Raw genomic sequence first — 22,708 nt, 5'->3', positions numbered from 1 at the left:
GGGGCCTCCTGTCGCTTGGCTGATATATGGCGCTGACATTCCCTCTCCACAAGGTTGACTTCCCGATCACCAGAATGTCTGCATCCTTTCATGCTTGCCGCCATCCCCTTTCCCGACCTCTCGCCCGAGATCTTCACGATCGAGATCGGCGGCTTCGCCTTTGATCTGCGCTGGTATGCGCTGGCCTATATCGTCGGCATCCTGATCGGCTGGCGCATTGCCGTCGCCGCTGTCCGGCGCCCGCAAATCTGGCCGGGCAGCCATGCGCCGATGACCCCTCAACAGGTCGACGACCTTCTGACCATGGTGATCCTCGGCGTCATCATCGGCGGGCGGCTGGGCTTCGTCATCTTCTACCAGCCGGGCTATTACCTGGCGAACCCGGTGGACATCGTAAAGATCTGGACCGGCGGGATGTCGTTCCACGGCGGGATGCTGGGCGTGGTCGCAGCGCTGGTCTGGTTCTGCCGCCGCAACAGCGTGCGGCTGCTGTCGGCCGCCGACATGCTGGCCATCGCGACGCCTGCCGGACTGCTGCTGGGCCGCATCGCCAACTTCATCAACGCCGAGCTGTGGGGCCGCCCGACGAACCTGCCCTGGGGCGTGATCTTTCCGGGCGCGGCGGCGCAGACTTGTCCCGGCGTCGAGGGCCCCTGCGCGCGCCATCCCTCGCAACTTTACGAGGCGGGACTGGAAGGGTTGCTGCTGGGCGCGCTGGTGCTTGTCGCGGCCTTCGTCTGGTGGTGGACACGCCGGCCCGGACAAGTCACCGGACTGTTCCTTGCGGGCTATGGCGCGGCGCGCTTTGTCGTTGAATACTTCCGGCAGGCGGATGCGCAGTTCATCACGCCCGGCAATCCCTGGGGCCATGTGGTCCGCCTTGGCGAGACCGGGATCACCATGGGCCAGCTTCTGTCCCTGCCGATGGTGCTGGCCGGTGTCGCCCTGATCCTCTGGGCCCGCCGCAGACCATGACACCGCTCGCCGCGCTGATCGCCCGGCGGATCGCAGCCACAGGCCCGATCACGCTTGCCGATTACATGACCGAATGCCTGTTCCACCCAAAGCACGGCTATTACACCACCGGCCACCCCATTGGCCGCGCCGGCGATTTCACCACCGCGCCCGAAATCAGCCAGATGTTCGGAGAGCTTGTCGGCCTGTCGCTCGCGCAGGCGTGGCAGGATCAGGGCTGTCCCGCCCCCGTCGCACTGGTCGAGATGGGGCCGGGACGCGGCGCGCTGATGGCCGATGCCTTGCGTGCAACATCCGGCGTGCCCGGCTTTCACGACGCGCTGCGCCTGCATCTAGTCGAGGTGTCGCCAGTGCTGCGCGGCGCACAGGCCGCCGCGCTGGCGGGACCGCATGTCATCACCTTCCACGACAGCATCGCCGATGTGCCCGAGATACCGCTGCTGCTGATCGCCAACGAATTCTTCGACGCGCTACCGGTGCGGCAGTTCCAGCGCCATGACGGCGGCTGGCAGGAGCGTGTGGTGGGGCTGGAGGGCGACCGACTGACGCTTGGCCTGACCGCACCCGCCCCGCTGGCCGCGCTGGAGCACCGGCTGGCCGACACCATTCCCGGCCAGATCGTCGAGACCCGCGCCGGGGCAGGCGCCATCGCCGAGGAGATCGGCCGCCGGATCGCCGATCACGGCGGTGCGGCGCTGATCGTGGACTATGGCGGTTGGCGGTCCATCGGAGACACCTTCCAGGCCCTGAAGGACCACGCGCCGGACGACCCCTTTGCGCATCCAGGGCAGGCCGACCTGACCGCGCACGTCGATTTCGAGGCGCTCGCTCAGGCGATGCCAAGGACGCAGGTCAGCGCGATGACGCCGCAAGGCGTCTGGCTGGAACGGCTTGGAATAACGGCACGGGCGCAGGCGCTTGCCAACGGGTTGACCGGCGCGGCGCTCGATGCGCAAGTCTGTGCACACCGGCGCTTGACCCACCCGCAGGAAATGGGGAGCCTGTTCAAGGTGATCTCGGTCACGCCGCACGACGCATCCACGCTTCCCGGGCTGGGCACATGACGCTCGACATCATCACCTCGGACCGGCTTGCGCCCTTGCGCCACGGGTTCTTTACCCGTCTCGGCGGCGCGTCTTCCGGCGTGTTCAGCGGGCTGAACTGTGGCCTCGGCTCGTCCGATCAGTCCGATGTCGTCAAGATCAACCGGGCCCGTGTGTCCGATGCGATGGGCGTCGCGCCCGAGGCGCTGGTCGGCGTGCACCAGGTGCATTCCGCTGATGTCGTGACCATTGCAGACGCCGAGACGCCGCGCGGGCAAGCCGATGCGCTGGTGACGTCAGAGCCGGGGCTGGCGCTGTGTGTGCTGACGGCGGATTGCCAGCCGGTGCTGTTCGCGGACCCCGAGGGCGGCGTGATTGGCGCGGCACATGCCGGCTGGAAGGGCGCGCTGCACGGCGTTCTGGAAACCACGGTCGAGCGGATGGAGGCGCTGGGGGCGCGGCGCGACAACATCCGCGCCGTCATCGGCCCCTCGATCAGCCAGCGCGCCTACGAGGTCGGACCGGAGTTCTTCGAGGCGTTTCACGACGAGGACCCGGCGTATTCGCGGTTCTTCGTCAACGGCACCGGGGACCGGTATCATTTCGACCTGCCGGGCTTTGGCCTGTTGAAATTGCGCGAGGCGGGCATCGCGCACGCCGAATGGACGCGGCACTGCACCTATTCCGACCCGCTGCGGTTCTTTTCCTACCGCCGCTCGGTGCACGAAAAGGAAGCGGACTATGGCCGCCTGATCGCCGCCATCCGTCTGTGACGCCCTGCCACAATTTCACCTCGAAAGGCCGCGAAAAGATCGCTCATCGCCCCATGCTTGCCCGATTGCGCCAGCAGTCTGCATCCAAGGGCGAAACGACAGGCATCGCTCCGCGACATTGAAGAGGAATGACACCATGAAAACCCGCCGCTGGATCGTCGCCGCGACAAAGGAAGCCGCCGAGTGCGACGTGCAGATGCCCTGGACGCGCGGCGCGCGCCGGGCCGCGTTCGTCGCCGCGCGAGACTCTGCGCAGGACCCCTGCCGCGCGTCTGCCTGACCTTCGATTCGCGCGCTGCCGCGCGATCACACCGGCGTTCGGTCGCTGCCACCCGAACAATCGGGGGACCGGACGCCGGATTGATGCCCAAGACACGACACGCTTCTTCTGTGCTTTGACAGTAACCCACTCGACCCACATTGTTTAATATCTGCTTATCCGGTGGGGGCCGCGGCAGATGTGACGGAACGCAAGGACTGCTCGCATGACATACCCCCATCGGCCCGGCGATCGCGGCGCTGCCACGCCCCTGTCGACCTTCGCGCCCCAGCCCTGGACGGTCCGGAAATCCACCGAATACGGAACCCGAGCCCTGCCGATGCGGCGCTACGAGATCACCGCGTTGACGCCGGACGGCGACTATGTCGATGACATCCTGCGCGGCCCTGCCCATCCGGCGTTTGAATCCGCCTTCGCGGCGCTGGCGCGCGGCACGCTTCTGTCCACCGAGCACGGACCGATGGCGGTCGAGGACCTGCAACCGGGCATCTGGATCGAAACCCGTGACAACGGGCTTCAGATGCTGGTCTGGCGCGGCGCGATGACGCTGATCCCGCGCGCCGACGACACCACCGGCCGCGCCTGTCTTTACCGCATCCCGATGGATGCCTTCGGCCCGCAACGCCCGATGCCCGACCTCGTGCTTGGCCCCTATGCCCGCCTCGTGACGCGCAATCCGGCGCTTGCCGACCTTGTGGGCCGCGACAGCGCGCTGGTGCCGCTGCCGGTGTTCGAGGATGGCCACAACGTGATCCGCGTGACGCCCGCCTCGCCGGTGACAGTTTATCACCTGGCCTTCGCGCGCCACCAGATCATCAGCGTCAACGGGCTGGACATCGATTCGATGCACCCCGGAGGCGAGCTTGCGGGGCAACTGACCGACGAGACGCTGCGCCTGTTCCTGTCGCTGTTCCCGCACGCGGCCCAGCCGGGGCGGTTCGGCCCGCTGGCCCTTCCCCGCATCAGCGAGGACGCATGGCACGGGGTGCGCGCTGCCTGATCGCCTAGCGGATCGTCAGGTTCGGGGCCTGCCCGATCGGGATCGGCCCAAAGGCGACGATCCCGTTACGAAAGGTCAGCGGCGCGTCCAGCGTCTCGGGCTGGCCGGACATCCCGGCCAGTGCCGCCAGCCCCCGCTCGGCCGTCGGGGCCAACATGTCGGGGATCAGCCCCGCTGCACGGGCCATGTCGAACATCTGGCGCCAGTTCTCGGCCCGCACGGTGATCTTGCCGGTCGGAACGCCGGCCGCATCCACGTCCAACTCTCCCGCCAGGCGCAGGTCCATCTCGCCCCAGCGCGCCTGCATCTCTCGCAACTCGATCCGGGTGACCTGCGGGCGGCGATCCTCGATCGCAAAGCGGTTCCACGGCGCATCGAAACCGACAGTCGCGTCGATCCGCATCCGCTGAACCGCGTCCGGCAGCACCCCCGCCGGATCGACCGAGGCGCGGAAGCCTTCGGTCAGCGTCACGGTGTCGGCTTCGAACCCGATATCGTGCGAATTCTGCAAGGCGGCGGTCTGGCGGGTGGCCAGCCGCGCGCTTGTCGCGCTGGCTTGCCACCCTGCGTCCGAGGACAACGCGATATTGTCCAGAACGAACGTCGCATGGTCCAGGGTCAGCGCCGTGCCTGCCTCGAATATCACTGATCCGCGCATGTCGTCGCTGGTGACGGCGACCTTCTCGAACGGCGAGGCGACGCTCTGCTCGTTCGGCCAGACCGCGATGATGTGGTTCGGTTTGTAAGACAACGCGAGCATCTGAAAGAACGGTGCGGTCCAGGCAACGCCGGTCGCGGGGTCCGCCAGACGGATGCCCGTCACGGTGGTGTCAAAGCGGTTGGGAAAGCCGCGCGTCGTGACATCGTCATACTCGGCCACCCAGCCTTCGGCGGCGCGTGCATCCAGCCAGCCCGCGATGCCGCGTTCGACGGCGGTGGACCCGATGAACCAGTATCCGCCCCACAGCGCCGCCAAGGCCAGAAGCACCCAGATCAGTTTCCGCATCTGCAACCCTTTCACACCGGAGCGTCCCGGTGTTTATAGGCCCGCGATGACAAGGACCAGTCACATGGACATGACCCCGCTCTGGGTGTTCGGCTACGCGTCGCTGACGTGGAACCCCGGCTTCGACTTCGAGGAGTCGGTGATCGGCACCCTGCCGGGCTATCGCCGCAGTTTCTCGATGCGCTCGATTCACCATCGCGGCACGCCCGAGGCGCCGGGCCTCGTGCTGGCGCTGCACGAGGAAACCGGCGCGGCCTGCACCGGGCTTGGCTTTCGCGTGGCGCCACAGAAGACCGAGGCGACGCTGGACTACCTGCGCGCGCGCGAACTGATCTCGTCGGCCTATCTGGAACGCTCCTTGCCGCTGATGCTGGAGGACGGGCGCGAGGTTCGGGCCGTCACCTACGTTCTCGACACCGGCCATGCGCAGTATTGCAAGGGATTGCCGCTAGAGGATCAGGCGCAGATCATCGCCCGTGCCGTGGGCGGACGCGGCCCGAACACCGAGTATCTTTACAATACCGCAACGCATTTGCGCGACCTTGGAATAGAGGATGCGGAACTTACATGGCTGGAAACGCGGGTAAGGGCACTCGATAACGTGTGAATCGCGATATTGCGTGTTGGCTTGGCGCATGGTCCACAGTATCTTGTGACAAACAGCGGCAGGAACGTCCGGATGGACCAGCCCGATCGCGAGGCAGAGCCTTACTTCTCTCAACCGACCCGGCAGATCTTCTTGATGCTGCTGGTACTTGGGCTCGTGGGCGCAGGGGCCTACCTGGCATTTCCCGCCGTGCAACCGGTATTTCTGGCCAACCCTTGGCTGAATGGCGGCATCGCCTTCGTGTTCGTCATCGGCGTTCTGGCCTGTTTCCAGCAGACCTTCATGCTGATCGCATCGGTGCGCTGGATCGTCGGGTTCGCCGCGCACCGCCCCGGCCACGAGGCTGCGACGCCGCCCCGCCTGCTTGCACCGTTGTCGGCCGCCCTGCGCTCGCGCGGGTCGCGCACCCAGATCACCACGACCTCGGCGCGGTCGATCCTCGATTCAGTTGCGCAGCGGGTGGACGAGGCGCGCGATATCACGCGCTACATCGTCAACTTGCTGATTTTCCTGGGTCTTCTGGGTACGTTCTACGGCCTTGCAACGACCGTTCCGGCGGTGGTCGAGACCATCCGCTCGCTTGCGCCGCAAGGCGACGAGTCGGCGATCAACGTGTTCAACCGCCTGATGACGGGTCTCGAAGCGCAGCTTGGAGGCATGGGCGTCGCGTTCTCGTCCTCGCTCTTGGGGCTGGCCGGGTCGCTGGTCGTCGGTCTCTTGGAATTGTTCGTGAGCCACGGCCAGAACCGGTTTTACCGCGAGCTGGAAGAATGGATGTCGACGATCACCCGCTTCGGCTTTGCCTCGGACGGCGAAGGCGCGGGCGATGGCGGCGCGTCGACGGCGGCGATGGATTACATGGCCGAGCAGATGGAAAACCTGCAGCAGATGTTCACGCAGTCGGACATCAGCCGCGCGCTGGTCGATGAACGCCTTGCCAGACTGGCCGACTCGGTCGAGGGGCTGACGGCCAAATTGTCGGCGCCCGGGGACGGACCTGCGCCCGATGCGCTGAACCGGATCGCCGAGGGGCAGGAGCGGCTGATCGCCGCGCTGGAGAACGGCGGCGCCCATGTCGATGCCGAAAGCCGGATGCGCCTGCGCTCGATCGACGTGCAGCTTCTGCGCATCCTTGAAGAGATGTCGGCGGGCCGCCAGGAATCCACCGCCGACCTGCGCGCCGAGATCGCGGCGCTGACCCGCGCGATCCGCGAAAGCCGCCCCGGCGCGCCGCAAGCCCCAGCCACCGCCGGGCGGCGGAGCTAAGCCGTGGCGCTGAGCCGCCGACAGAACCGCATGGCCGTCGGGATCTGGCCCGGCTTTGTCGATGCGATGACGGCGCTTCTGCTGGTGCTGATCTTCGTGCTGACGATCTTCATGATCGTGCAATTCGCGCTCAGCCAGCAGATCTATGGACAAGAGACCGAGCTGGACGAGCTGTCCGCCGAGGTCGCCGCCCTGTCGGATGCGCTGGGGCTGGCCCGGCAGGAAAACACGCAGCTGACCGCGACGCTGGGCGATGTGCGTGACACCAACGCGGCGCAGGCCGACCTGATCGCGTCGCTGCAGGCCCGCGCCAAGGAACGCGAGGGCACAATCGCCGGGCTGCGGTCCGACCTGTCCGACCGCAACGCGCGCATCGCCAGCTTTGAGGAGCAGGTTGCCACGCTTTTGGCGCAGCGCGACGATGCCCGCGCCGAGGGTGCGCGCCTGACCGCCAGCCTGGAAGAGATCGAGGCGGCAAACGCGCGTCTCATCACCGAACAGGAGGCGCTGCAACTGGCCCTCGCCAGCGCCCGCGACGAGATCGACGCGCAGGCCGAGGTGGCGCGCCTTGCCGCCGCCCGCCGCGAGGCGCTGGACGCGCTGGTCGCCGACTTGCGGGGCCGCATCGAGGAACGAGAAACCTCGCTCGCCGAGACATTGGCGGCCCTTGAAGGTGCGCAATCCGAAAACACCGGCCTGAACGACCGGCTGGCGCAGCTACAGGCCGCGCTCGACGACGAACAGGCTGCCCGCAGCGTCGCCGTCGCCGAGGCCGAGGACCTGAACGCCCGCATCCTTGCGCTGCAGGCGTCTCTGTCGCAGGAACAGGACGCGCGCGAGACCGCAAGCGCAGAGGCGGAAACGCTGTCGCAGACGATCCTGCGCCTTCAGGCCAGCCTGTCCGAGGCCGAGGAGACCCGCCGCGCCGCCGAGGACCAGATCGCCGTCCTGTCCGACCGCCTCACCGAAACGCGCAGCGACACGCAGGCCGCGCTCGACGCCGAAGAAGCGCAGCGTCTTGCCGTCGAGGCGGCGCTGGCCGACCTGCGCGCCCGGCTGGCAACGGTCGAGGGCGAGCTTGACACCACCGAGGCGCAGCGCATCGCCGCCACCGCGGCGCTGGAAGACCTGCGCGCGCGGATTGACGTCACCGAGGCCGCGCTGTCGGACGAACAGGCCCGCCGCATCGCCGAGGCCGCCGCCGCCGAGGAATTGCGCACGCGGCTGGCTGGCTTGCAGGACACGCTGTCCGACGAGGAAGCGCGGCGCCTGTCCGAAGCCGCAGCGGCGGAACGCCTGCGCGCGCAACTGGCAAATGCCGAGGCCGCGCTGAGCGAAGAGGAACAGGCCCGTATCGCCGAGGCCGCCGCCGCCGAGGCCCTCCGCGCCCGGCTGGAGAACGCAGACAGCGAGTTGACCGCGATGCAGCTGGCGCTTGAGCAGGAGCGCAAGCGCGCCGAGGACACGCTGACCCTGCTGGCCGCCGCCCGCGCCTCGACCGACGATCTGACCCAGCGGCTCGCCGCGGCATTGGCCGACGTGGAAACCGCCGAGGACCGCGCCGCACAGCTTGAGGCCGAGACTGCATCGCTGCGCGAGACCGTCGGCGACGAGGAAGAATTGCAGCGGCGTCTGGCCGATGCGCTGGCCGCCCGGATCGCCGCCGAACAGAGGCGCCAGCGCGCCCTGACCGAGGCAGAGCGGCAGGCGGCGCTTCTGTCCACCGCACAAGAAGAGTTGTCGGCGCAAGAGGATCAGACCGCCGAGGCGCAGCGCCGCACCGCGCTCTTGAACGAGCAGGTGCAAGAGCTTCGGGCGCAGCTTGCGTCGCTTCAGGAAACGCTCGATGCGTCGGATGCGCGCGACAGCGACGCCGAGGTGCAGATCGAAGAACTTTCGTCGCGCCTGAATACCGCGCTGGCACAGGTCGCATCCGAACAACGCCGCCGCGCCGAACTGGAAGAGGCCGAGCGCATCCGGCTCGAGGAACAGGCGAAGCGGCTCGAATCCTATCGCTCGGAATTCTTCGGCCAGCTGCGCCAGCTGCTTGCCGACCGCGAAGGCGTGCGGATCGTTGGCGACCGCTTCGTGTTCTCGTCCGAAGTGCTGTTCCAGCCCGGCGACTTCGAGTTGTCCGAGGGCGGCAAGAGCCAGATCGCGCGCGTCGCGGGCATCCTGCGCGATGTGGCGAACGAGATCCCCGAAGGGATCGACTGGGTACTTCGGGTGGATGGCCACACCGACAACGTACCGATCCGGGGCGGCGAGTTCGAGGACAACTGGGAACTGTCGCAGGCGCGCGCGCTGTCGGTGGTGCGCTTCATGATCGACGATCTGGGCTTTCCGGCGGAACGTCTGGCGCCCACCGGTTTCGGCGAATGGCAGCCGATCAACACCGACGACACGCCCGAGGCGCGCGCCCAGAACCGCCGGATCGAGTTCAAGCTGACCGAGCAGTAGGCGTCAGGGCACCGTGGTCGTCACGGTGATCCGGTCAAGTTCCCTGCCGCCACGTTCCAGAACCGCGGTGCCGGAATAGACCCCGGGCGTCAGGGGAGCGCGCAGGCGCTTGCCGCTGGCGCGAAACGCCTGCGACTGGGTGCGGTCAACAGCAACGGCTTGCCGGTGGAACGGGCCGTCCGGTCCGTCGATTCGCAACGTCACGACATCGCCCGCCTGCCCCCGGTAGAAATAGGCCCAGAGCACCAGCGCGGGCGCATCGCGGGCAATGTCCTCTGCGGCAGTGCCCGCCTTGATCGCCCCGTAGTCGGGGATGGCCGGGGCGAAACCCGCCGCGATCATCCCGCCGGGGTCATATCCGATCTCGCCGGACCACAGCGCGCCATCGGGCGGGCCGCAGCTGGTGCTTTCGGGGCGAAACGGGTCGATCACCGCGCCGTCCTTGCGAAAGGTGATGTGCAGGTGCGGGAACTCGGTGCGCCCGCTCATTCCGACGCGGCCGAGCGCCATGCCCTCGGTCACCGGCGCGCCCTTGGCCACCGCGACGCTGCCGCCTGCCAGGTGGCAATACTGGCTTTCCCAGCCCTGACTGTGGTCGATCACCACGCCGTTGCCGCAGTCCCTGCCCTCCAGATCCGCGCCGCCGTGGCCGCCGGGGGTGTCGGCCATGCCGTCACGGACCGCCTTGACGGTGCCGGGCGCCGCGGCGCGCACCGTGACACCCGCCGCCATCGCGGAAACCGAAGGCAGCGCAAAGTCGGTGCCCTTGTGGCCGTCGTAGCTGGCCGCGCCACAGGCGAAGTCGGCAACGCCGGGGCCGGGATCGCGGTCGACGTATTGCTGAATGAAACAGGTCTCGCCCAGCTGGCAGTCCAGCGGCAGGCCAAACGAAATCTCCCCCGCAGCCGGCAAGGCTGCGAGGGAGAGGACAAGCGGCAGACCCGCCCGGATCAAGCGCCGATCATTCCGCCGTCAGAAGCGGTGGCTTCTTGGACGACAGGCGGCGCGGCGGCTCGTCGGTGATGATAAGGTCGATCTCGCCGTCCTTCAGTGCCACCTTGACCACACCGCCCTTGGCCAGCTTGCCGAACAGCAATTCCTCGGCCAGCGGCTTCTTGATGTGCTCCTGGATGACGCGTCCCAGCGGGCGCGCTCCCATCTTGTCGTCATAGCCCTTGTCGGCCAACCACCCAGCGGCGGCAGGCGTCAGCTCTATGGTGACGTTGCGGTCCAGAAGCTGCGCCTCGAGTTGCAGCACGAACTTTTCGACCACCGACAGGATGACCTCTTTCGACAGCGGCGCAAAGCTGATGACCGCGTCCAGACGGTTGCGGAACTCCGGCGTGAACATCCGCTCGATCGCGGCCGTATCCTCGCCCTCGCGGCGGTCGCGGCCAAAGCCGATGGCGGCCTTCGCCATGTCGGCAGCCCCCGCGTTCGAGGTCATGATGAGGATCACGTTGCGGAAATCCACAGCCCGGCCGTTGTGGTCGGTCAGCTTGCCGTGGTCCATCACCTGCAGAAGGATGTTGAACACATCGGGGTGCGCCTTTTCGATCTCGTCAAGCAGGAGCACGCAGTGCGGATGCTGGTCGACGCCGTCAGTCAAAAGCCCGCCCTGGTCAAAACCGACATAGCCCGGAGGTGCGCCGATCAGGCGGCTGACCGCGTGCTTCTCCATGTATTCCGACATGTCGAAGCGCAGAAGTTCGACGCCCAGCGTATCGGCCAATTGCTTGGCAACCTCGGTCTTGCCGACGCCGGTGGGGCCCGCGAACAGGTAGTTGCCGATCGGCTTTTCCGGCTCGCGCAGGCCCGCGCGGGCCAGCTTGATCGCCGACGACAGCGCGGTGATCGCGTTGTCCTGCCCGAAGACCACCCGTTTGAGCGAGCCTTCGAGATCCTTCAGCACCTCGGCATCGTCCTTGCTGACGTTCTTCGGCGGGATGCGCGCGATCTTGGCCACGACGGCCTCGATCTCTTTGGGGCCGATGGTCTTGCGACGCTTCGATTCGGCCACAAGATGCTGCGCCGCGCCCGCCTCGTCGATCACGTCGATGGCCTTGTCGGGCAGCTTGCGGTCGTTGATGTAGCGCGCGGACAGTTCCACCGCCGTCTTGATGGCGTCGTGGGTGTAGCGGATGTCGTGGTGTTCCTCGAAATAGGGCTTGAGGCCCTGAAGGATCTTCACCGTATCCTCGACCGTCGGCTCGTTCACGTCGATCTTCTGGAACCGGCGCGACAGGGCGCGGTCCTTTTCGAAGTGCTGGCGGAATTCCTTGTAGGTGGTCGACCCCATGCAGCGCAGCTTGCCGCCCTGAAGCGCGGGCTTGAGCAGGTTCGACGCATCCATCGCGCCGCCCGATGTCGCACCGGCGCCGATCACGGTGTGGATTTCGTCGATGAACAGGATCGCGTCGGGGTGTTCCTCAAGCTCGGTCACGACGGCCTTCAGGCGTTCCTCAAAGTCGCCGCGATACCGGGTTCCGGCCAGCAGCGCGCCCATGTCGAGCGAGAAGATGGTGGATTTCGACAGCACCTCGGGCGTCTGGCGGTCGACGATCTTCTTGGCGAGTCCCTCGGCGATGGCGGTCTTGCCCACGCCGGGATCGCCCACCAGAAGCGGGTTGTTCTTGCGGCGGCGGCACAGCACCTGGATGCAGCGTTCCACCTCGGATTCGCGGCCGATCAATGGATCGACGTCGCCCTTGCGGGACTTGGCGTTCAGGTCCACGCAATACTTCGCCAAGGCGCTTTCCGACTTGCTGTCGTCGTCGCCGCCCGCAGCGGTCTGCGCGTCGTCATCGCCATCGGACGAGCCGGTGACAGGGCGCGCCTCGCCATAGGTCGAATCCTTGGCGACGCCGTGCGCGATGAAGTTCACCGCGTCGTACCGGGTCATGTCCTGCTCTTGCAGGAAGTAGGCGGCATTCGATTCGCGCTCGGCGAAAATGGCGACCAGCACGTTCGCGCCGGTGACTTCGGTGCGACCGGACGACTGGACGTGGATCGCGGCGCGCTGGATCACCCGCTGGAAGGCGGCGGTCGGCACCGCTTCGGAGCCGTCGATCTCGGTCACGAGGGTGGACAGGTCGTCGTCGATGAATTCCTCGAGGTTCTGCCGCAAGGTATCCAGATCGACGCTGCACGCCTTCATCACCTTTGCCGCGTCCGGTTCGTCGACCAGCGCCAGCAACAGATGCTCCAGCGTGGCAAGCTCATGGCGGCGGGCGTTGGCCAGGGCCAGCGCGGCGTGAATGGCTTGCTCGAGAGTGTTCGAAAATGACGGCACGCTCCGTGCTCCTTGATCTGGGTCGGAGGGGCTTTGAGAGCCCCGCCATACCGTGGCCTCTGTCTGTTAAGGTTCGGTTTTATCCGGCCCGCTTCAAGTGAATTCTGCCTTCCCCCGCTCACAATTCTTGTGATTGGGCCATTTTTGGGCAGCGGGCCATCGCGGCCCAGACAGTGGCCGCGATCAGAACTCGTCCTTGCGCCGCCGAATCTCGGCGAACACATCGGCGTCCGCGTATCCGCCCATGTCCAGGCCCCGCTTCACCTCGGGCAGATGCGCCCTCAGGAACGGGTTGGTGGCAAGCTCTTCGGCCAGCGTGGACGGGACGGTCGGACGACCTGCCGACCGTGCATCCTCGACGGCCGATACACGAGATTTAAGCGCGGCGTTGCCGGGTTCAATAGTCAGCGCGAAGCGCGCGTTGGTCTGGGTGTATTCGTGGCCGGAATAGACCACCGTTTCCTCGGGCAGTTCTGCCAGTTTCCTGAGGCTTTGCCACATCATCGGCGCCGTGCCCTCGAACAGACGCCCGCAGCCGAGCGCCATCAGGCTGTCGGCCGTGAAAACCGCCTGCGCGCCCGGGATGTGAAAAGCGATGTGCCCGACCGTGTGGCCCGACACGTCCAGAACCCGGACTTCCTCGTTGCCGAACATGAAGCGATCGCCCTCGGACACCTGCAGGTCCAGCGCCGGAAGCCGCGCAGCATCCTGCGCGGCACCGATCACGCGCACGTCGCCGTGCCCCCGCAGCGCCGCGACCCCGTCGATATGGTCGCCGTGGTGGTGGGTGATGATGATGTGGCTAAGCGTCCAGCCCCGATCCGACAGCGCGGCCTCGATCGGCGCGGCTTCGGGCGCGTCGACCACGGCCGTCTCGCCACTGGCGGCATCATGGATCAGGAAGGCATAGTTGTCGGTCAGACACGGGACGGTGACGATTTCGAGAGGCATGGCGTTTCCCTGCTTGTCCGTTATGGTCTGGGCCGGACACGGGGTGAACCGGGACCGGGCGTACTCATGCACCTAGATGTGCTCGATCTGCGGAATTTCTACTATCGGACGGGCCTTGGCCGTGCGGCTCAACGGGCCGTGCGCGACCAGGTGCAAGCGATCTGGCCGACGGCCAAGGGGCAAACCGTTGTGGGATTCGGCTTTTCCGTGCCGCTGTTGCGCCCCTATCTGAAAGATGCGCGGCGGGTCGTGGCCCTGATGCCCGGGCAACAGGGCGTGATGCCCTGGCCTGCCGGGATGCCCAACGTGTCGGTCCTGTGCGAAGAGAACCTGTGGCCGATCCAGACCGGGCAGGCGGACAAGCTGATCTTCCTGCACGGGCTGGAAACCAGCGAGACTCCGGGGCGGCTTCTGGATGAGGCGTGGCGCGCGCTGGCGCCGGGCGGACAGGCCCTGTTCATCGTGCCGAACCGCGCCGGGTTGTGGTCGCGGCGCGACCGCACGCCTTTCGGCTTTGGCCGTCCCTATTCGCTGTCGCAGCTGGAAACCCAGTTGCAGCGCCACCGCTTTCGCCCCGAGCGCCACGTCGCCGCATTGTTCCAGCCGCCATCCAGCCGGCGCTTCTGGATGCGGACCGGCGCGCTGTGGGAACAGATCGGGCGCCGGGTGTCGTCGCACTATGCGGGCGGGGTGCTGATGGTGCTGGCCACCAAGGACGTCTACATCCGTCCCCCCGGCACGCCCGAGCGCGCGCGCGAGCGGACCCCGATTCACGACGCCCTGCCCCAGCCCGAGGCCAGCCCGGTCTGACATCGGCCCCGATGCGGCACCTGCGAGCGCCATCATTTGCCATCCGCGCGATATTAAATTTCGCGCAAACGGTCGCACCCTTGGGCAGCACCAAGTTTTATTGGCCCTGAAGGCGGGGCGGCGGGGGGCCATGACGGTTGCGGCGTTCCCGGGCCTCTGCTACACCCGCGCCGATTTTGGAGCGTGTCCACACGGGCACGCTTTTGCTGCGCCCCGGTCCCAGACCGGAAAAACCGGGGCTCCAGACATCGAAAGGGTGGACGTGTCCGAACCAGCTTCGATCTCGACCGGCATTGCCGACAGATATGCCACGGCGGTCTTCGCTCTGGCGAAAGACGACAAGGCGCTCGACGTGCTCGAGACCGATGTCGACACGCTGGACAGCGCGCTGAAGGACAGCGCCGAATTCCGCGACCTGATCGCGTCGCCGATCTACAGCCGCGAGACGCTCAAGTCGGCCGTGACCGCCATCGCCGACAAGGCGGGGCTAAGCACGACGCTCAAGAACACACTGGGACTGATGGCCGACAAGCGGCGCCTGTTCGTGCTGCCGCAGATGGTTGCGCACCTGCGCGAGCGCATCGCGACCGAAAAAGGCGAAGTCAGCGCCGACGTCATCAGCGCCAAGGCGCTGACCAAGGCCCAGTCCGACAAACTTGCCGCCACGCTGAAGAAATCCGTGGGCAAGGACGTCAAGATCAACACTACCGTGGATGAAACGCTCATCGGCGGTCTCGTCGTCAAGGTAGGCTCGAAGATGATCGACACCTCGATCCGCTCGAAGCTCGCCAAACTCCAGAATGCTATGAAAGAGGTCGGATAACATGGCGATCCAAGCTGCTGAAATTTCTGCGATCCTGAAGGACCAGATCAAGAACTTCGGACAAGACGCCGAAGTCGCAGAGGTCGGCCGTGTGCTGTCGGTCGGGGACGGCATCGCCCGTGTCTACGGTCTCGACAGCGTCCAGGCGGGCGAGATGGTCGAATTCCCCGGCGGCATCATGGGCATGGCGCTTAACCTTGAATCCGACAACGTCGGCGTCGTGATCTTCGGCTCTGACCGGGACATCAAGGAAGGCGACGTCGTCAAGCGCACCAACTCGATCGTGGACGTTCCGGTCGGTGACGGCCTGCTTGGCCGCGTCGTTGACGGCCTTGGCAACCCCATCGACGGCAAGGGTCCGATCAAGTCGACCGAACGCCGCGTGGCGGACCAGAAGGCCCCCGGCATCATCCCGCGCAAATCGGTGCACGAGCCGATGGCGACCGGCCTGAAATCGGTCGACGCGATGATCCCGATCGGCCGCGGCCAGCGGGAACTTATCATCGGCGACCGTCAGACCGGCAAGACCGCCGTGGCGCTCGACACGATCCTGAACCAGAAGGTCTATAACGACGAGGCCGGTTCGGACGAATACAAAAAGCTGTATTGTGTCTACGTCGCCATCGGCCAGAAGCGGTCGACCGTTGCGCAGCTTGTGAAGAAGCTGGAAGAAACCGGCGCCATCGAATACTCGATCGTCGTCGCAGCCACCGCGTCGGACCCCGCGCCGATGCAGTATCTCGCGCCCTACACCGCCACCGCGATGGGCGAGTATTTCCGCGACAATGGCCGCCACGCGCTGATGGTCTACGATGACCTGTCCAAGCAGGCCGTCGCCTACCGCCAGATGTCGCTGCTGCTGCGCCGCCCGCCGGGCCGCGAAGCCTATCCGGGCGACGTTTTCTACCTGCACTCCCGCCTGCTGGAGCGTTCGGCCAAGCTGAACGAGGACAACGGCTCGGGCTCGCTGACGGCGCTGCCGATCATCGAAACCCAGGGCGGCGACGTGTCGGCATTCATCCCGACGAACGTGATCTCGATCACCGACGGCCAGATCTTCCTCGAGACCGACCTGTTCTACCAGGGCATCCGCCCCGCCGTGAACACCGGTCTTTCGGTGTCGCGCGTCGGCTCGTCCGCGCAGACCAACGCGATGAAGTCGGTCGCCGGTCCGGTCAAGCTTGAGCTTGCGCAGTACCGCGAAATGGCGGCCTTCGCACAGTTCGGGTCGGACCTCGACGCCTCGACCCAGCGCCTGCTGAACCGCGGCGCGCGCCTGACCGAGTTGATGAAGCAGCCGCAATACGCGCCGCTGACCAACGCGGAAATCGTCTGCGTGATCTACGCGGGCACCAAGGGCTACCTCGACAAGATCAAGGTTGGCGATGTCGGCCGGTTCGAAAAGGGCCTGCTTGCGCACCTGCGCGGCAAGCGCAAGGACGTGCTGGACTTCATCACCAAAGAGGACCCGAAGGTCAAAGGCGATGCCGAAGACAAGATCAAGGCCGCCCTTGACGAGTACGCCGCAGACTTCTCCTAACGCTGGCCGAAAGGTAGGATTGGATACATGCCCAATCTCAAGGACCTGAAGAACCGGATCGCGTCGGTCAAATCGACCCGCAAGATCACGAAGGCCATGCAGATGGTCGCCGCGGCGAAACTGCGCCGCGCGCAAGAGGCCGCCGAGGCGTCGCGCCCCTATGCCGACCGTTTCAACGCGGTCATGGCGCGGCTTTCCGCGTCGGTGGGCGACAGCGACAACGCGCCCAAACTCCTTGCCGGAACCGGCAAGGAGGATGTGCACCTGCTGGTCGTGATGACCGCCGAGCGCGGTCTGTGCGGCGGCTTCAACTCGACCATCGTGCGCCTGGCCAAGGCCCATATCCAGAAGCTTCTGGCGGCGGGCAAGACGGTCAAGATCGTGACCGTCGGCAAGAAGGGCCGCGAGCAGTTGCGCCGCGACTATGGTGACTACCTCTTGCAGCACATCGACCTCTCCGAGGTGAAGCGCGTCGGCTACGAGCACGCCCAGAACATCGCCCGCGAGGTTTTGACGCGCTTCGATGCAGGCGAATTCGATGTCGCGACCATCTACTACAACCGCTTCGAATCGGTGATCAGCCAGGTGCCGACCGCACAGCAGATCATCCCGGCCAAGTATGACGACGCGGGCACCGCAGACGATGCTGCATCCGCGCTCTACGAGTACGAGCCGGGCGAGGAGGAGATCCTCAAGGATCTTCTTCCGCGCGGGGTCGCGACGCAGATCTTCACCGCACTGCTCGAAAACGGCGCCTCGGAACAGGGCGCGCGGATGTCCGCGATGGACAACGCGACCCGCAACGCCGGCGACATGATCGACAAGCTGACCATCGAGTACAACCGCTCGCGTCAGGCCGTCATCACCAACGAGCTGATCGAAATCATTTCGGGCGCCGAGGCGCTCTGACGAACCTGGAGACGAACACATGGCAAACGCAAAAGGCAAAGTGACCCAGGTCATCGGCGCCGTCGTCGACGTGCAGTTCCGGGATCACCTGCCGGAGATCCTGAACGCGCTGACCACCGAGAACAACGGCAAGAAGCTGGTGCTCGAAGTCGCCCAGCACCTTGGCGAAGGCACCGTGCGCACCATCGCGATGGACGCGACCGAGGGTCTTGTCCGCGGTCAGGAAGTCACCGACACGGGTGCACCGATCATGGTTCCGGTGGGCAACGCGACGCTGGGGCGGATCCTTAACGTCGTCGGCGACCCCGTCGACGAAGGCGCACCGATCGAGGCGGAAGAGTATCGCCCGATCCACGCGCTTGCGCCGTCCTTCGACGAACAGTCGACCTCGTCCGACATCCTCGTGACCGGCATCAAGGTGATCGATCTGCTGGCCCCCTACTCCAAGGGCGGCAAGATCGGCCTGTTCGGCGGCGCGGGCGTCGGCAAGACCGTTCTCATCATGGAACTGATCAACAACATCGCCAAGGTGCACTCGGGCTACTCGGTGTTCGCCGGCGTGGGTGAGCGGACGCGGGAAGGCAACGACCTGTATCACGAGATGATCGAATCCAACGTCATCAAGCCCGACAACCTGTCGGAATCGCAGGTGGCGCTGGTCTACGGCCAGATGAACGAGCCTCCGGGCGCACGCGCGCGCGTCGCGCTGACCGGCCTTACCCTGGCCGAGCAGTTCCGCGACCAGTCGGGCACCGACGTTCTGTTCTTCGTCGACAACATCTTCCGCTTCACGCAGGCGGGATCCGAGGTGTCGGCGCTTCTGGGCCGGATTCCTTCGGCGGTGGGCTACCAGCCGACGCTGGCGACCGACATGGGCCAGATGCAGGAACGCATCACCTCGACCAAGGCCGGTTCGATCACCTCGATCCAGGCCGTCTACGTTCCCGCGGACGACCTGACCGACCCCGCGCCTGCAACGACCTTTGCGCACCTTGACGCCACGACCGTTCTGTCGCGCGCGATCTCGGAGCTGGGCATCTACCCGGCCGTGGACCCGCTCGACTCGTCGTCGCGGATCCTCGACCCGCAGATCGTCGGCGAAGAGCACTACCAGGTGGCCCGCGACGTGCAGAACATCCTTCAGCGCTACAAGTCGCTGCAGGACATCATTGCCATCCTCGGGATGGACGAGCTGTCCGAAGAGGACAAGCTGACCGTGTCGCGCGCCCGCAAGATCCAGCGCTTCCTGTCGCAGCCCTTCGACGTCGCCAAGGTGTTCACCGGTTCGGACGGCATTCAGGTGCCGCTTGAAAAGACCATCGCGTCGTTCAAGGCCGTTGTCGCGGGCGAATACGATCACCTGCCGGAAGGTGCGTTCTACATGGTCGGCGACATCGACGACGTCGTCGCCAAAGCCGAGCGTCTGGCAGCAGACGCAGCCTAAGGGGGCATCATGGCCGATACGATGCAATTCGACCTCGTCTCTCCCGAACGCCGCCTGGCGTCGGGCGAGGCAACCGAGGTTCACATCCCGGGCGCCGAGGGCGACCTGACGGCGATGGCGGGGCACATGCCCCTCATCACCACGCTGCGGCCGGGCATCCTGCGCATCGTGGGACCGAACGGCACCGACGAATACGCCGTCACCGGCGGCTTCGCCGAGATCAACGCCGAAGGCGCGTCGATCCTCGCCGAAGAGTCGCTGCATGTCTCGGACGTGACACAGGAAGCGATCGACCGTTTCATGGAGAAGGCGGCCGAACGTGTGCGCGCGGCGCGTGATGCAGGGGACCAGAACCTTGTGGACGAAGCGACCAAGCTGGTCGCCGACATGGTCGCCATGGGCGATCACATCGGCCTGTCGCCCAAGCAACCGTCTCTTTAAACCCATAGTTGCAAGAAATGTTGTGCGGCCCCGGCTAATCCCGGGGCCGCATTCATTTTGTTTCCATGCTTTTGCCGTTTTGCAGGGTTAACCCGTCTTGCGGGAGTATTGGATGAAACGTCTACGCAACCATCTTATCGGCGTCGATCAGGGCGCCCGCGTACTGTTCTCGGATTTCGAGGACGGTGGCGACATGTGGACGGGGCGTGGTCCACGTCACCACCGGACGCGCATCGCATTCTCCGAGCCCTTTCGCGAGCCGCCTGCGGTTCAGATTTCGATGTCGATGTTCGACATGGACCAGAAGACCAACCAGCGGGCCGAAATCCTTGCCGAAAACATCGCGGTGGACGGGTTCGACGCCGTGTTCCGTACCTGGGGCGATACCCGCGTCGCAAGGGTCAGCGCGACCTGGCTGGCGATCGGCGAATTGAAGCACGACGACGAGTGGGAGCTTTACTGATCCGCGCTCTCGTCCGGGTCAGGCCGACCGACGCCCTTGAACACCGCCTTGAAGGGCAGCGCCCACAGGATGCCGAGGACGACGAAGATCAGCAGTTCCACAAGAATCGGCGGGCGGTCGAACAGGTCCACGACGTTGACCGCCACCACGATATACAGCGGCAGCCCCACGATCAGCAGGACCAGCGACCAGCGGCGGCGCGCTTTGTAGGATAGGGCCATCAGTCCTCGAAGGGGTCGGTTACAAGGATCGTGTCTTCACGCTCGGGCGAGGTGGACAGTAGCGCCACCGGGCACTGGATCAACTCTTCGATGCGGCGGACATACTTGATCGCTTCGGCGGGAAGTTCCGCCCAGCTGCGCGCCCCGTCGGTGGAGTCTGCCCAGCCCGGCAGTTCCTCGTAGATCGGTGTGCAGCGCGCCTGCTGATCGGCGGCGGTCGGCAGATAGTCCAGCCGCGTCCCGTCCAGATCATAGCCGGTGCAGATCTTCAGCGTCTCGAACCCGTCCAGCACGTCCAGCTTTGTCAGCGCGATGCCGTTGACGCCGCTCGTCGCGCAGGTCTGGCGCACAAGGCAGGCGTCGAACCAGCCACAGCGCCGCTTGCGGCCCGTGGTGGTGCCGAACTCGTGCCCGCGCTCGCCCAGCCGTTCGCCGTCGGCGTCGTGCAATTCGGTCGGAAACGGCCCCTCACCGACGCGGGTGGTGTAGGCCTTGACGATGCCGAGGACAAAGTCGATGGCGCCCGGCCCGATGCCGGTGCCCGTCGCCGCCTGCCCCGCGATCACGTTGGACGAGGTCACATAGGGATAGGTGCCAAAGTCGATGTCCAGAAGAGCGCCCTGCGCCCCCTCGAACAGGATGCGGTTGCCGGCCTTGCGACGCTCGTTCAGCACCTTCCACACCGGCGCGGCAAAGCGCAGGATGTGCGGCGCCACGTCACGCAGCTTGGCGATCAGCGCGTCGCGGTCGATTGCCTCCAGCCCCAGACCCGCGCGCAAGGCGTTGTGATGTACCAGCGCGCGGTCGACGCGCAGTTCCAGCGTCGCATCGTCAGCCAGATCGGCGACGCGGATCACCCGGCGCCCGACCTTGTCCTCGTAGGCGGGGCCGATGCCGCGCCCGGTGGTGCCGATCTTGGCGACCGAGTTCTGGTTTTCCCGCGCGCGGTCCAATTCGCCGTGGAATGGCAGGATCAGCGGCGTGTTCTCGGCGATCATCAGCGTCTCGGGGGTGATCTCGACGCCTTGCGCCCGGATCGTCTCGATTTCCTGCAGCAGGTGCCAGGGGTCCAGCACCACGCCGTTGCCGATCACCGACAGCTTGCCGCCGCGCACCACGCCCGAAGGCAGCGCATGAAGCTTGTAGACCGTCCCGTCGATCACCAGCGTGTGGCCCGCGTTATGGCCTCCCTGGAACCGGCAGATCACGTCGGCCCGCTCTGACAGCCAGTCGACGATCTTTCCCTTGCCTTCATCGCCCCACTGGGCGCCCACGACGACGACGTTTGCCATGACTGGATGGACCCCTTGGTTGGCCGGTTCACAAACCCTGCCCTCATACCGGGGCGCGCAAGCGTGCGAAACCTCGAAATTGATCCCTTGGGCTGGACAGGAGCGGGGCGGATCGGCCAAACAGCACGGGACACTCACGCGAGAGCCCCGATGACATTCATTGCCCGCTGGACATTCGCCTTTCTGCTGCTGGCGGTGACATTCAACCCGACGCAATGGAATTACGTCGCCTGGGCCCGGCGCGAATATGAAAGCAGTCTGTCGCTGGTGATCCTCTTCGGCCTGATCCTGGTGATCGCCTATGTCGTCTACCTGCGCGCGACGTTCCGTTCGATCGGGGTGTTCGGCATGCTTCTGGTCGCGGCGCTGGTCACGGTGCTAGGCTGGGTGCTGCATGATTTCGGCCTGTTGTCGTTCCAGGACCCCGACCTCAACGTCTGGCTGTCGATCCTTGCGATCTCACTGGTGCTTGGCATCGGCATGTCGTGGTCGTTCGTCCGGCGGGCGCTGTCGGGGCAACTGGACGTGGACGACGTGGACGAATAGCGCCTCTGCGGAATGCGGCCACGGGCGGCATTGCGGGGTTGCGACCCAATCCATGACCCTCTAGATACCGCCTGTCTGAACCCGAAGGCCCCAGAGCATGGAAAACGTCGTCCTCATCATTCACCTGATCCTGGCGCTTGGCCTGATCGGCGTGGTGCTTCTTCAGCGCTCCGAAGGCGGCGGCCTTGGCATGGGCGGCGGAGGCGGCGGCGGTGCCATGTCGAGCCGCAGCGCGGGCACGGCCCTTGGCAAGCTGACCTGGGGCTTCGCCATCGCCTTCATCGGCACGTCGATCTTCCTGACGATCATGGCGGCGCAGAATTCGGCCGACAGCTCGGTCCTGGACCGTCTTGGCATCGAGGCGCCGCAATCGCCGGCCGCACCGGCGCTTCCTGGCGCGGGCGATCTGACGCTTCCGGGCATCGGCGGAAACACCGGCACCGACGACAGCGCGCCGCTGTCGCTGCCCCGCGCCGACTGAAGGCGCTGATCGACCACTAATGGTTGCGGCCCGGTTTTCGGGCCCTCCCTTATCTTGCGGTTCGGTTGCGCGGGACGACCGAATC

The 22,708-nt window shown here is 66.0% G+C and carries 23 protein-coding genes; 17 read left to right on the top strand and 6 right to left on the bottom strand.

Annotation, left to right across the window (positions count from 1 at the left end; all coding sequences use genetic code 11):
* Nucleotides 1-90: 90 nt before the first annotated feature.
* From lgt to KTJ87_RS09500, 5 genes are all read left to right on the top strand, one after another.
* Nucleotides 91-975, top strand: coding sequence for a prolipoprotein diacylglyceryl transferase (gene lgt, locus KTJ87_RS09520; RefSeq protein WP_267138883.1), 885 nt, complete (start codon nucleotides 91-93; stop codon nucleotides 973-975).
* Nucleotides 972-2,039: a class I SAM-dependent methyltransferase gene (locus tag KTJ87_RS09515; protein WP_267138882.1), complete on the top strand. Its 1,068-nt coding sequence runs from the start codon at nucleotides 972-974 to the stop codon at nucleotides 2,037-2,039. Before lgt ends, KTJ87_RS09515 begins: the two co-directional genes overlap by 4 nt.
* Nucleotides 2,036-2,791 carry a peptidoglycan editing factor PgeF gene (gene pgeF / locus KTJ87_RS09510; protein WP_267138881.1) on the top strand — a complete coding sequence of 252 codons (756 nt, stop codon included), beginning with the start codon at nucleotides 2,036-2,038 and terminating at the stop codon, nucleotides 2,789-2,791. The genes KTJ87_RS09515 and pgeF overlap by 4 nt, the downstream gene beginning before the upstream one ends.
* Nucleotides 2,792-2,927: 136 nt before the next feature.
* Nucleotides 2,928-3,071: a hypothetical protein gene (locus KTJ87_RS09505; RefSeq protein WP_267138880.1), complete on the top strand. Its 144-nt coding sequence runs from the start codon at nucleotides 2,928-2,930 to the stop codon at nucleotides 3,069-3,071.
* A gap of 205 nt (nucleotides 3,072-3,276) precedes the next feature.
* Nucleotides 3,277-4,071 (top strand): Hint domain-containing protein, encoded by a 795-nt coding sequence (locus KTJ87_RS09500; protein WP_267138879.1) that lies wholly within the window; start codon nucleotides 3,277-3,279, stop codon nucleotides 4,069-4,071.
* A 4-nt stretch (nucleotides 4,072-4,075) separates the two neighbouring features.
* On the opposite strand, the gene KTJ87_RS09495 is transcribed toward KTJ87_RS09500, so the two are convergent.
* Nucleotides 4,076-5,077, bottom strand: coding sequence for a DUF2125 domain-containing protein (locus tag KTJ87_RS09495; RefSeq protein WP_267138878.1), 1,002 nt, complete (start codon nucleotides 5,075-5,077; stop codon nucleotides 4,076-4,078).
* 64 nt (nucleotides 5,078-5,141) lie between these two features.
* On the opposite strand from KTJ87_RS09495, the gene KTJ87_RS09490 reads away from it, so the two are divergent.
* The 3 genes from KTJ87_RS09490 (at nucleotide 5,142) to KTJ87_RS09480 (ending at nucleotide 9,410) form a co-directional block, all read left to right on the top strand.
* The gene (locus KTJ87_RS09490; RefSeq protein WP_407650483.1) at nucleotides 5,142-5,684 is read left to right on the top strand and encodes a gamma-glutamylcyclotransferase; all 543 of its coding nucleotides are present in this window, start codon (nucleotides 5,142-5,144) and stop codon (nucleotides 5,682-5,684) included.
* A gap of 72 nt (nucleotides 5,685-5,756) precedes the next feature.
* Entirely contained in the window at nucleotides 5,757-6,950 is a 1,194-nt protein-coding gene (locus KTJ87_RS09485; protein WP_267138877.1) for a biopolymer transporter ExbB, read from the top strand.
* 3 nt (nucleotides 6,951-6,953) lie between these two features.
* On the top strand, nucleotides 6,954-9,410 hold the full coding sequence (locus tag KTJ87_RS09480) for a peptidoglycan -binding protein (RefSeq protein WP_267138876.1): 2,457 nt from the start codon (nucleotides 6,954-6,956) through the stop codon (nucleotides 9,408-9,410).
* Nucleotides 9,411-9,413: 3 nt separating this feature from the next.
* Here KTJ87_RS09480 and KTJ87_RS09475 read toward each other — a convergent pair whose 3' ends face one another.
* The 3 genes from KTJ87_RS09475 to gloB form a co-directional block, all read right to left on the bottom strand.
* The gene (locus KTJ87_RS09475) at nucleotides 9,414-10,364 is read right to left on the bottom strand and encodes a M23 family metallopeptidase (protein ID WP_267138875.1); all 951 of its coding nucleotides are present in this window, start codon (nucleotides 10,362-10,364) and stop codon (nucleotides 9,414-9,416) included.
* 7 nt (nucleotides 10,365-10,371) lie between these two features.
* A complete protein-coding gene (gene clpA / locus KTJ87_RS09470; RefSeq protein ID WP_267138874.1) occupies nucleotides 10,372-12,702 on the bottom strand; it encodes an ATP-dependent Clp protease ATP-binding subunit ClpA in 2,331 nt (776 codons plus the stop codon).
* Nucleotides 12,703-12,885: 183 nt separating this feature from the next.
* Nucleotides 12,886-13,653, bottom strand: a complete 768-nt coding sequence (gene gloB / locus KTJ87_RS09465) for a hydroxyacylglutathione hydrolase (RefSeq protein ID WP_267138873.1) — start codon at nucleotides 13,651-13,653, stop codon at nucleotides 12,886-12,888.
* 66 nt (nucleotides 13,654-13,719) lie between these two features.
* Between gloB and KTJ87_RS09460 the strand changes: the two genes are divergently transcribed.
* The 7 genes from KTJ87_RS09460 to KTJ87_RS09430 all read left to right on the top strand — a co-directional run bounded on the left by KTJ87_RS09460 (nucleotide 13,720) and on the right by KTJ87_RS09430 (nucleotide 20,083).
* Nucleotides 13,720-14,463: a class I SAM-dependent methyltransferase gene (locus KTJ87_RS09460; protein WP_267138872.1), complete on the top strand. Its 744-nt coding sequence runs from the start codon at nucleotides 13,720-13,722 to the stop codon at nucleotides 14,461-14,463.
* 262 nt (nucleotides 14,464-14,725) lie between these two features.
* Nucleotides 14,726-15,286 carry a F0F1 ATP synthase subunit delta gene (locus tag KTJ87_RS09455; protein WP_267138871.1) on the top strand — a complete coding sequence of 187 codons (561 nt, stop codon included), beginning with the start codon at nucleotides 14,726-14,728 and terminating at the stop codon, nucleotides 15,284-15,286.
* Between the two features lies 1 nt (nucleotide 15,287).
* Nucleotides 15,288-16,826, top strand: a complete 1,539-nt coding sequence (atpA, locus tag KTJ87_RS09450) for a F0F1 ATP synthase subunit alpha (protein ID WP_267138870.1) — start codon at nucleotides 15,288-15,290, stop codon at nucleotides 16,824-16,826.
* 27 nt (nucleotides 16,827-16,853) lie between these two features.
* Nucleotides 16,854-17,735 carry a F0F1 ATP synthase subunit gamma gene (locus KTJ87_RS09445; protein WP_267138869.1) on the top strand — a complete coding sequence of 294 codons (882 nt, stop codon included), beginning with the start codon at nucleotides 16,854-16,856 and terminating at the stop codon, nucleotides 17,733-17,735.
* 19 nt (nucleotides 17,736-17,754) lie between these two features.
* Nucleotides 17,755-19,179 carry a F0F1 ATP synthase subunit beta gene (atpD, locus tag KTJ87_RS09440; protein ID WP_267138868.1) on the top strand — a complete coding sequence of 475 codons (1,425 nt, stop codon included), beginning with the start codon at nucleotides 17,755-17,757 and terminating at the stop codon, nucleotides 19,177-19,179.
* A gap of 9 nt (nucleotides 19,180-19,188) precedes the next feature.
* Nucleotides 19,189-19,620, top strand: a complete 432-nt coding sequence (locus KTJ87_RS09435; RefSeq protein ID WP_267138867.1) for a F0F1 ATP synthase subunit epsilon — start codon at nucleotides 19,189-19,191, stop codon at nucleotides 19,618-19,620.
* Nucleotides 19,621-19,732: 112 nt separating this feature from the next.
* Nucleotides 19,733-20,083, top strand: a complete 351-nt coding sequence (locus tag KTJ87_RS09430; RefSeq protein WP_267138866.1) for an H-type lectin domain-containing protein — start codon at nucleotides 19,733-19,735, stop codon at nucleotides 20,081-20,083.
* On the opposite strand, the gene KTJ87_RS09425 is transcribed toward KTJ87_RS09430, so the two are convergent.
* Nucleotides 20,077-20,304, bottom strand: a complete 228-nt coding sequence (locus KTJ87_RS09425; protein WP_267138865.1) for a DUF2842 domain-containing protein — start codon at nucleotides 20,302-20,304, stop codon at nucleotides 20,077-20,079. The genes KTJ87_RS09430 and KTJ87_RS09425 overlap by 7 nt on opposite strands.
* Nucleotides 20,304-21,596 carry an adenylosuccinate synthase gene (locus KTJ87_RS09420; RefSeq protein WP_267138864.1) on the bottom strand — a complete coding sequence of 431 codons (1,293 nt, stop codon included), beginning with the start codon at nucleotides 21,594-21,596 and terminating at the stop codon, nucleotides 20,304-20,306. The genes KTJ87_RS09425 and KTJ87_RS09420 overlap by 1 nt, the downstream gene beginning before the upstream one ends.
* Before the next feature lie 150 nt (nucleotides 21,597-21,746).
* Between KTJ87_RS09420 and KTJ87_RS09415 the strand changes: the two genes are divergently transcribed.
* Both KTJ87_RS09415 and secG read left to right on the top strand, forming a co-directional pair.
* Nucleotides 21,747-22,142: a DUF6524 family protein gene (locus tag KTJ87_RS09415; protein WP_267138863.1), complete on the top strand. Its 396-nt coding sequence runs from the start codon at nucleotides 21,747-21,749 to the stop codon at nucleotides 22,140-22,142.
* A 97-nt stretch (nucleotides 22,143-22,239) separates the two neighbouring features.
* Nucleotides 22,240-22,623 carry a preprotein translocase subunit SecG gene (gene secG / locus KTJ87_RS09410; protein ID WP_267138862.1) on the top strand — a complete coding sequence of 128 codons (384 nt, stop codon included), beginning with the start codon at nucleotides 22,240-22,242 and terminating at the stop codon, nucleotides 22,621-22,623.
* Nucleotides 22,624-22,708 lie beyond the last annotated feature (85 nt).

This window comes from Anianabacter salinae (assembly GCF_019061145.1).
GTDB lineage: Bacteria > Pseudomonadota > Alphaproteobacteria > Rhodobacterales > Rhodobacteraceae > Anianibacter > Anianibacter salinarum.
Note: the sequence above shows the minus strand (reverse complement) of the source record. Positions and strands in the feature narration are given on the sequence as shown.

Bases quoted from the DNA above. Each gene is read 5' to 3' on its own strand.
- KTJ87_RS09435 (WP_267138867.1), top strand. From the start codon at position 19,189: ATGGCCGATACGATGCAATTCGACCTCGTCTCTCCCGAACGCCGCCTG.
- pgeF (WP_267138881.1), top strand. From the start codon at position 2,036: ATGACGCTCGACATCATCACCTCGGACCGGCTTGCGCCCTTGCGCCAC.
- KTJ87_RS09500 (WP_267138879.1), top strand. From the start codon at position 3,277: ATGACATACCCCCATCGGCCCGGCGATCGCGGCGCTGCCACGCCCCTG.
- KTJ87_RS09420 (WP_267138864.1), bottom strand. From the start codon at position 21,596: ATGGCAAACGTCGTCGTCGTGGGCGCCCAGTGGGGCGATGAAGGCAAG.
- atpD (WP_267138868.1), top strand. From the start codon at position 17,755: ATGGCAAACGCAAAAGGCAAAGTGACCCAGGTCATCGGCGCCGTCGTC.
- lgt (WP_267138883.1), top strand. From the start codon at position 91: ATGCTTGCCGCCATCCCCTTTCCCGACCTCTCGCCCGAGATCTTCACG.
- secG (WP_267138862.1), top strand. From the start codon at position 22,240: ATGGAAAACGTCGTCCTCATCATTCACCTGATCCTGGCGCTTGGCCTG.
- KTJ87_RS09515 (WP_267138882.1), top strand. From the start codon at position 972: ATGACACCGCTCGCCGCGCTGATCGCCCGGCGGATCGCAGCCACAGGC.
- KTJ87_RS09505 (WP_267138880.1), top strand. From the start codon at position 2,928: ATGAAAACCCGCCGCTGGATCGTCGCCGCGACAAAGGAAGCCGCCGAG.
- atpA (WP_267138870.1), top strand. From the start codon at position 15,288: ATGGCGATCCAAGCTGCTGAAATTTCTGCGATCCTGAAGGACCAGATC.
- gloB (WP_267138873.1), bottom strand. From the start codon at position 13,653: ATGCCTCTCGAAATCGTCACCGTCCCGTGTCTGACCGACAACTATGCC.
- KTJ87_RS09425 (WP_267138865.1), bottom strand. From the start codon at position 20,304: ATGGCCCTATCCTACAAAGCGCGCCGCCGCTGGTCGCTGGTCCTGCTG.
- KTJ87_RS09415 (WP_267138863.1), top strand. From the start codon at position 21,747: ATGACATTCATTGCCCGCTGGACATTCGCCTTTCTGCTGCTGGCGGTG.
- KTJ87_RS09495 (WP_267138878.1), bottom strand. From the start codon at position 5,077: ATGCGGAAACTGATCTGGGTGCTTCTGGCCTTGGCGGCGCTGTGGGGC.
- KTJ87_RS09490 (WP_407650483.1), top strand. From the start codon at position 5,142: ATGGACATGACCCCGCTCTGGGTGTTCGGCTACGCGTCGCTGACGTGG.
- KTJ87_RS09445 (WP_267138869.1), top strand. From the start codon at position 16,854: ATGCCCAATCTCAAGGACCTGAAGAACCGGATCGCGTCGGTCAAATCG.
- KTJ87_RS09460 (WP_267138872.1), top strand. From the start codon at position 13,720: ATGCACCTAGATGTGCTCGATCTGCGGAATTTCTACTATCGGACGGGC.
- KTJ87_RS09485 (WP_267138877.1), top strand. From the start codon at position 5,757: ATGGACCAGCCCGATCGCGAGGCAGAGCCTTACTTCTCTCAACCGACC.
- KTJ87_RS09430 (WP_267138866.1), top strand. From the start codon at position 19,733: ATGAAACGTCTACGCAACCATCTTATCGGCGTCGATCAGGGCGCCCGC.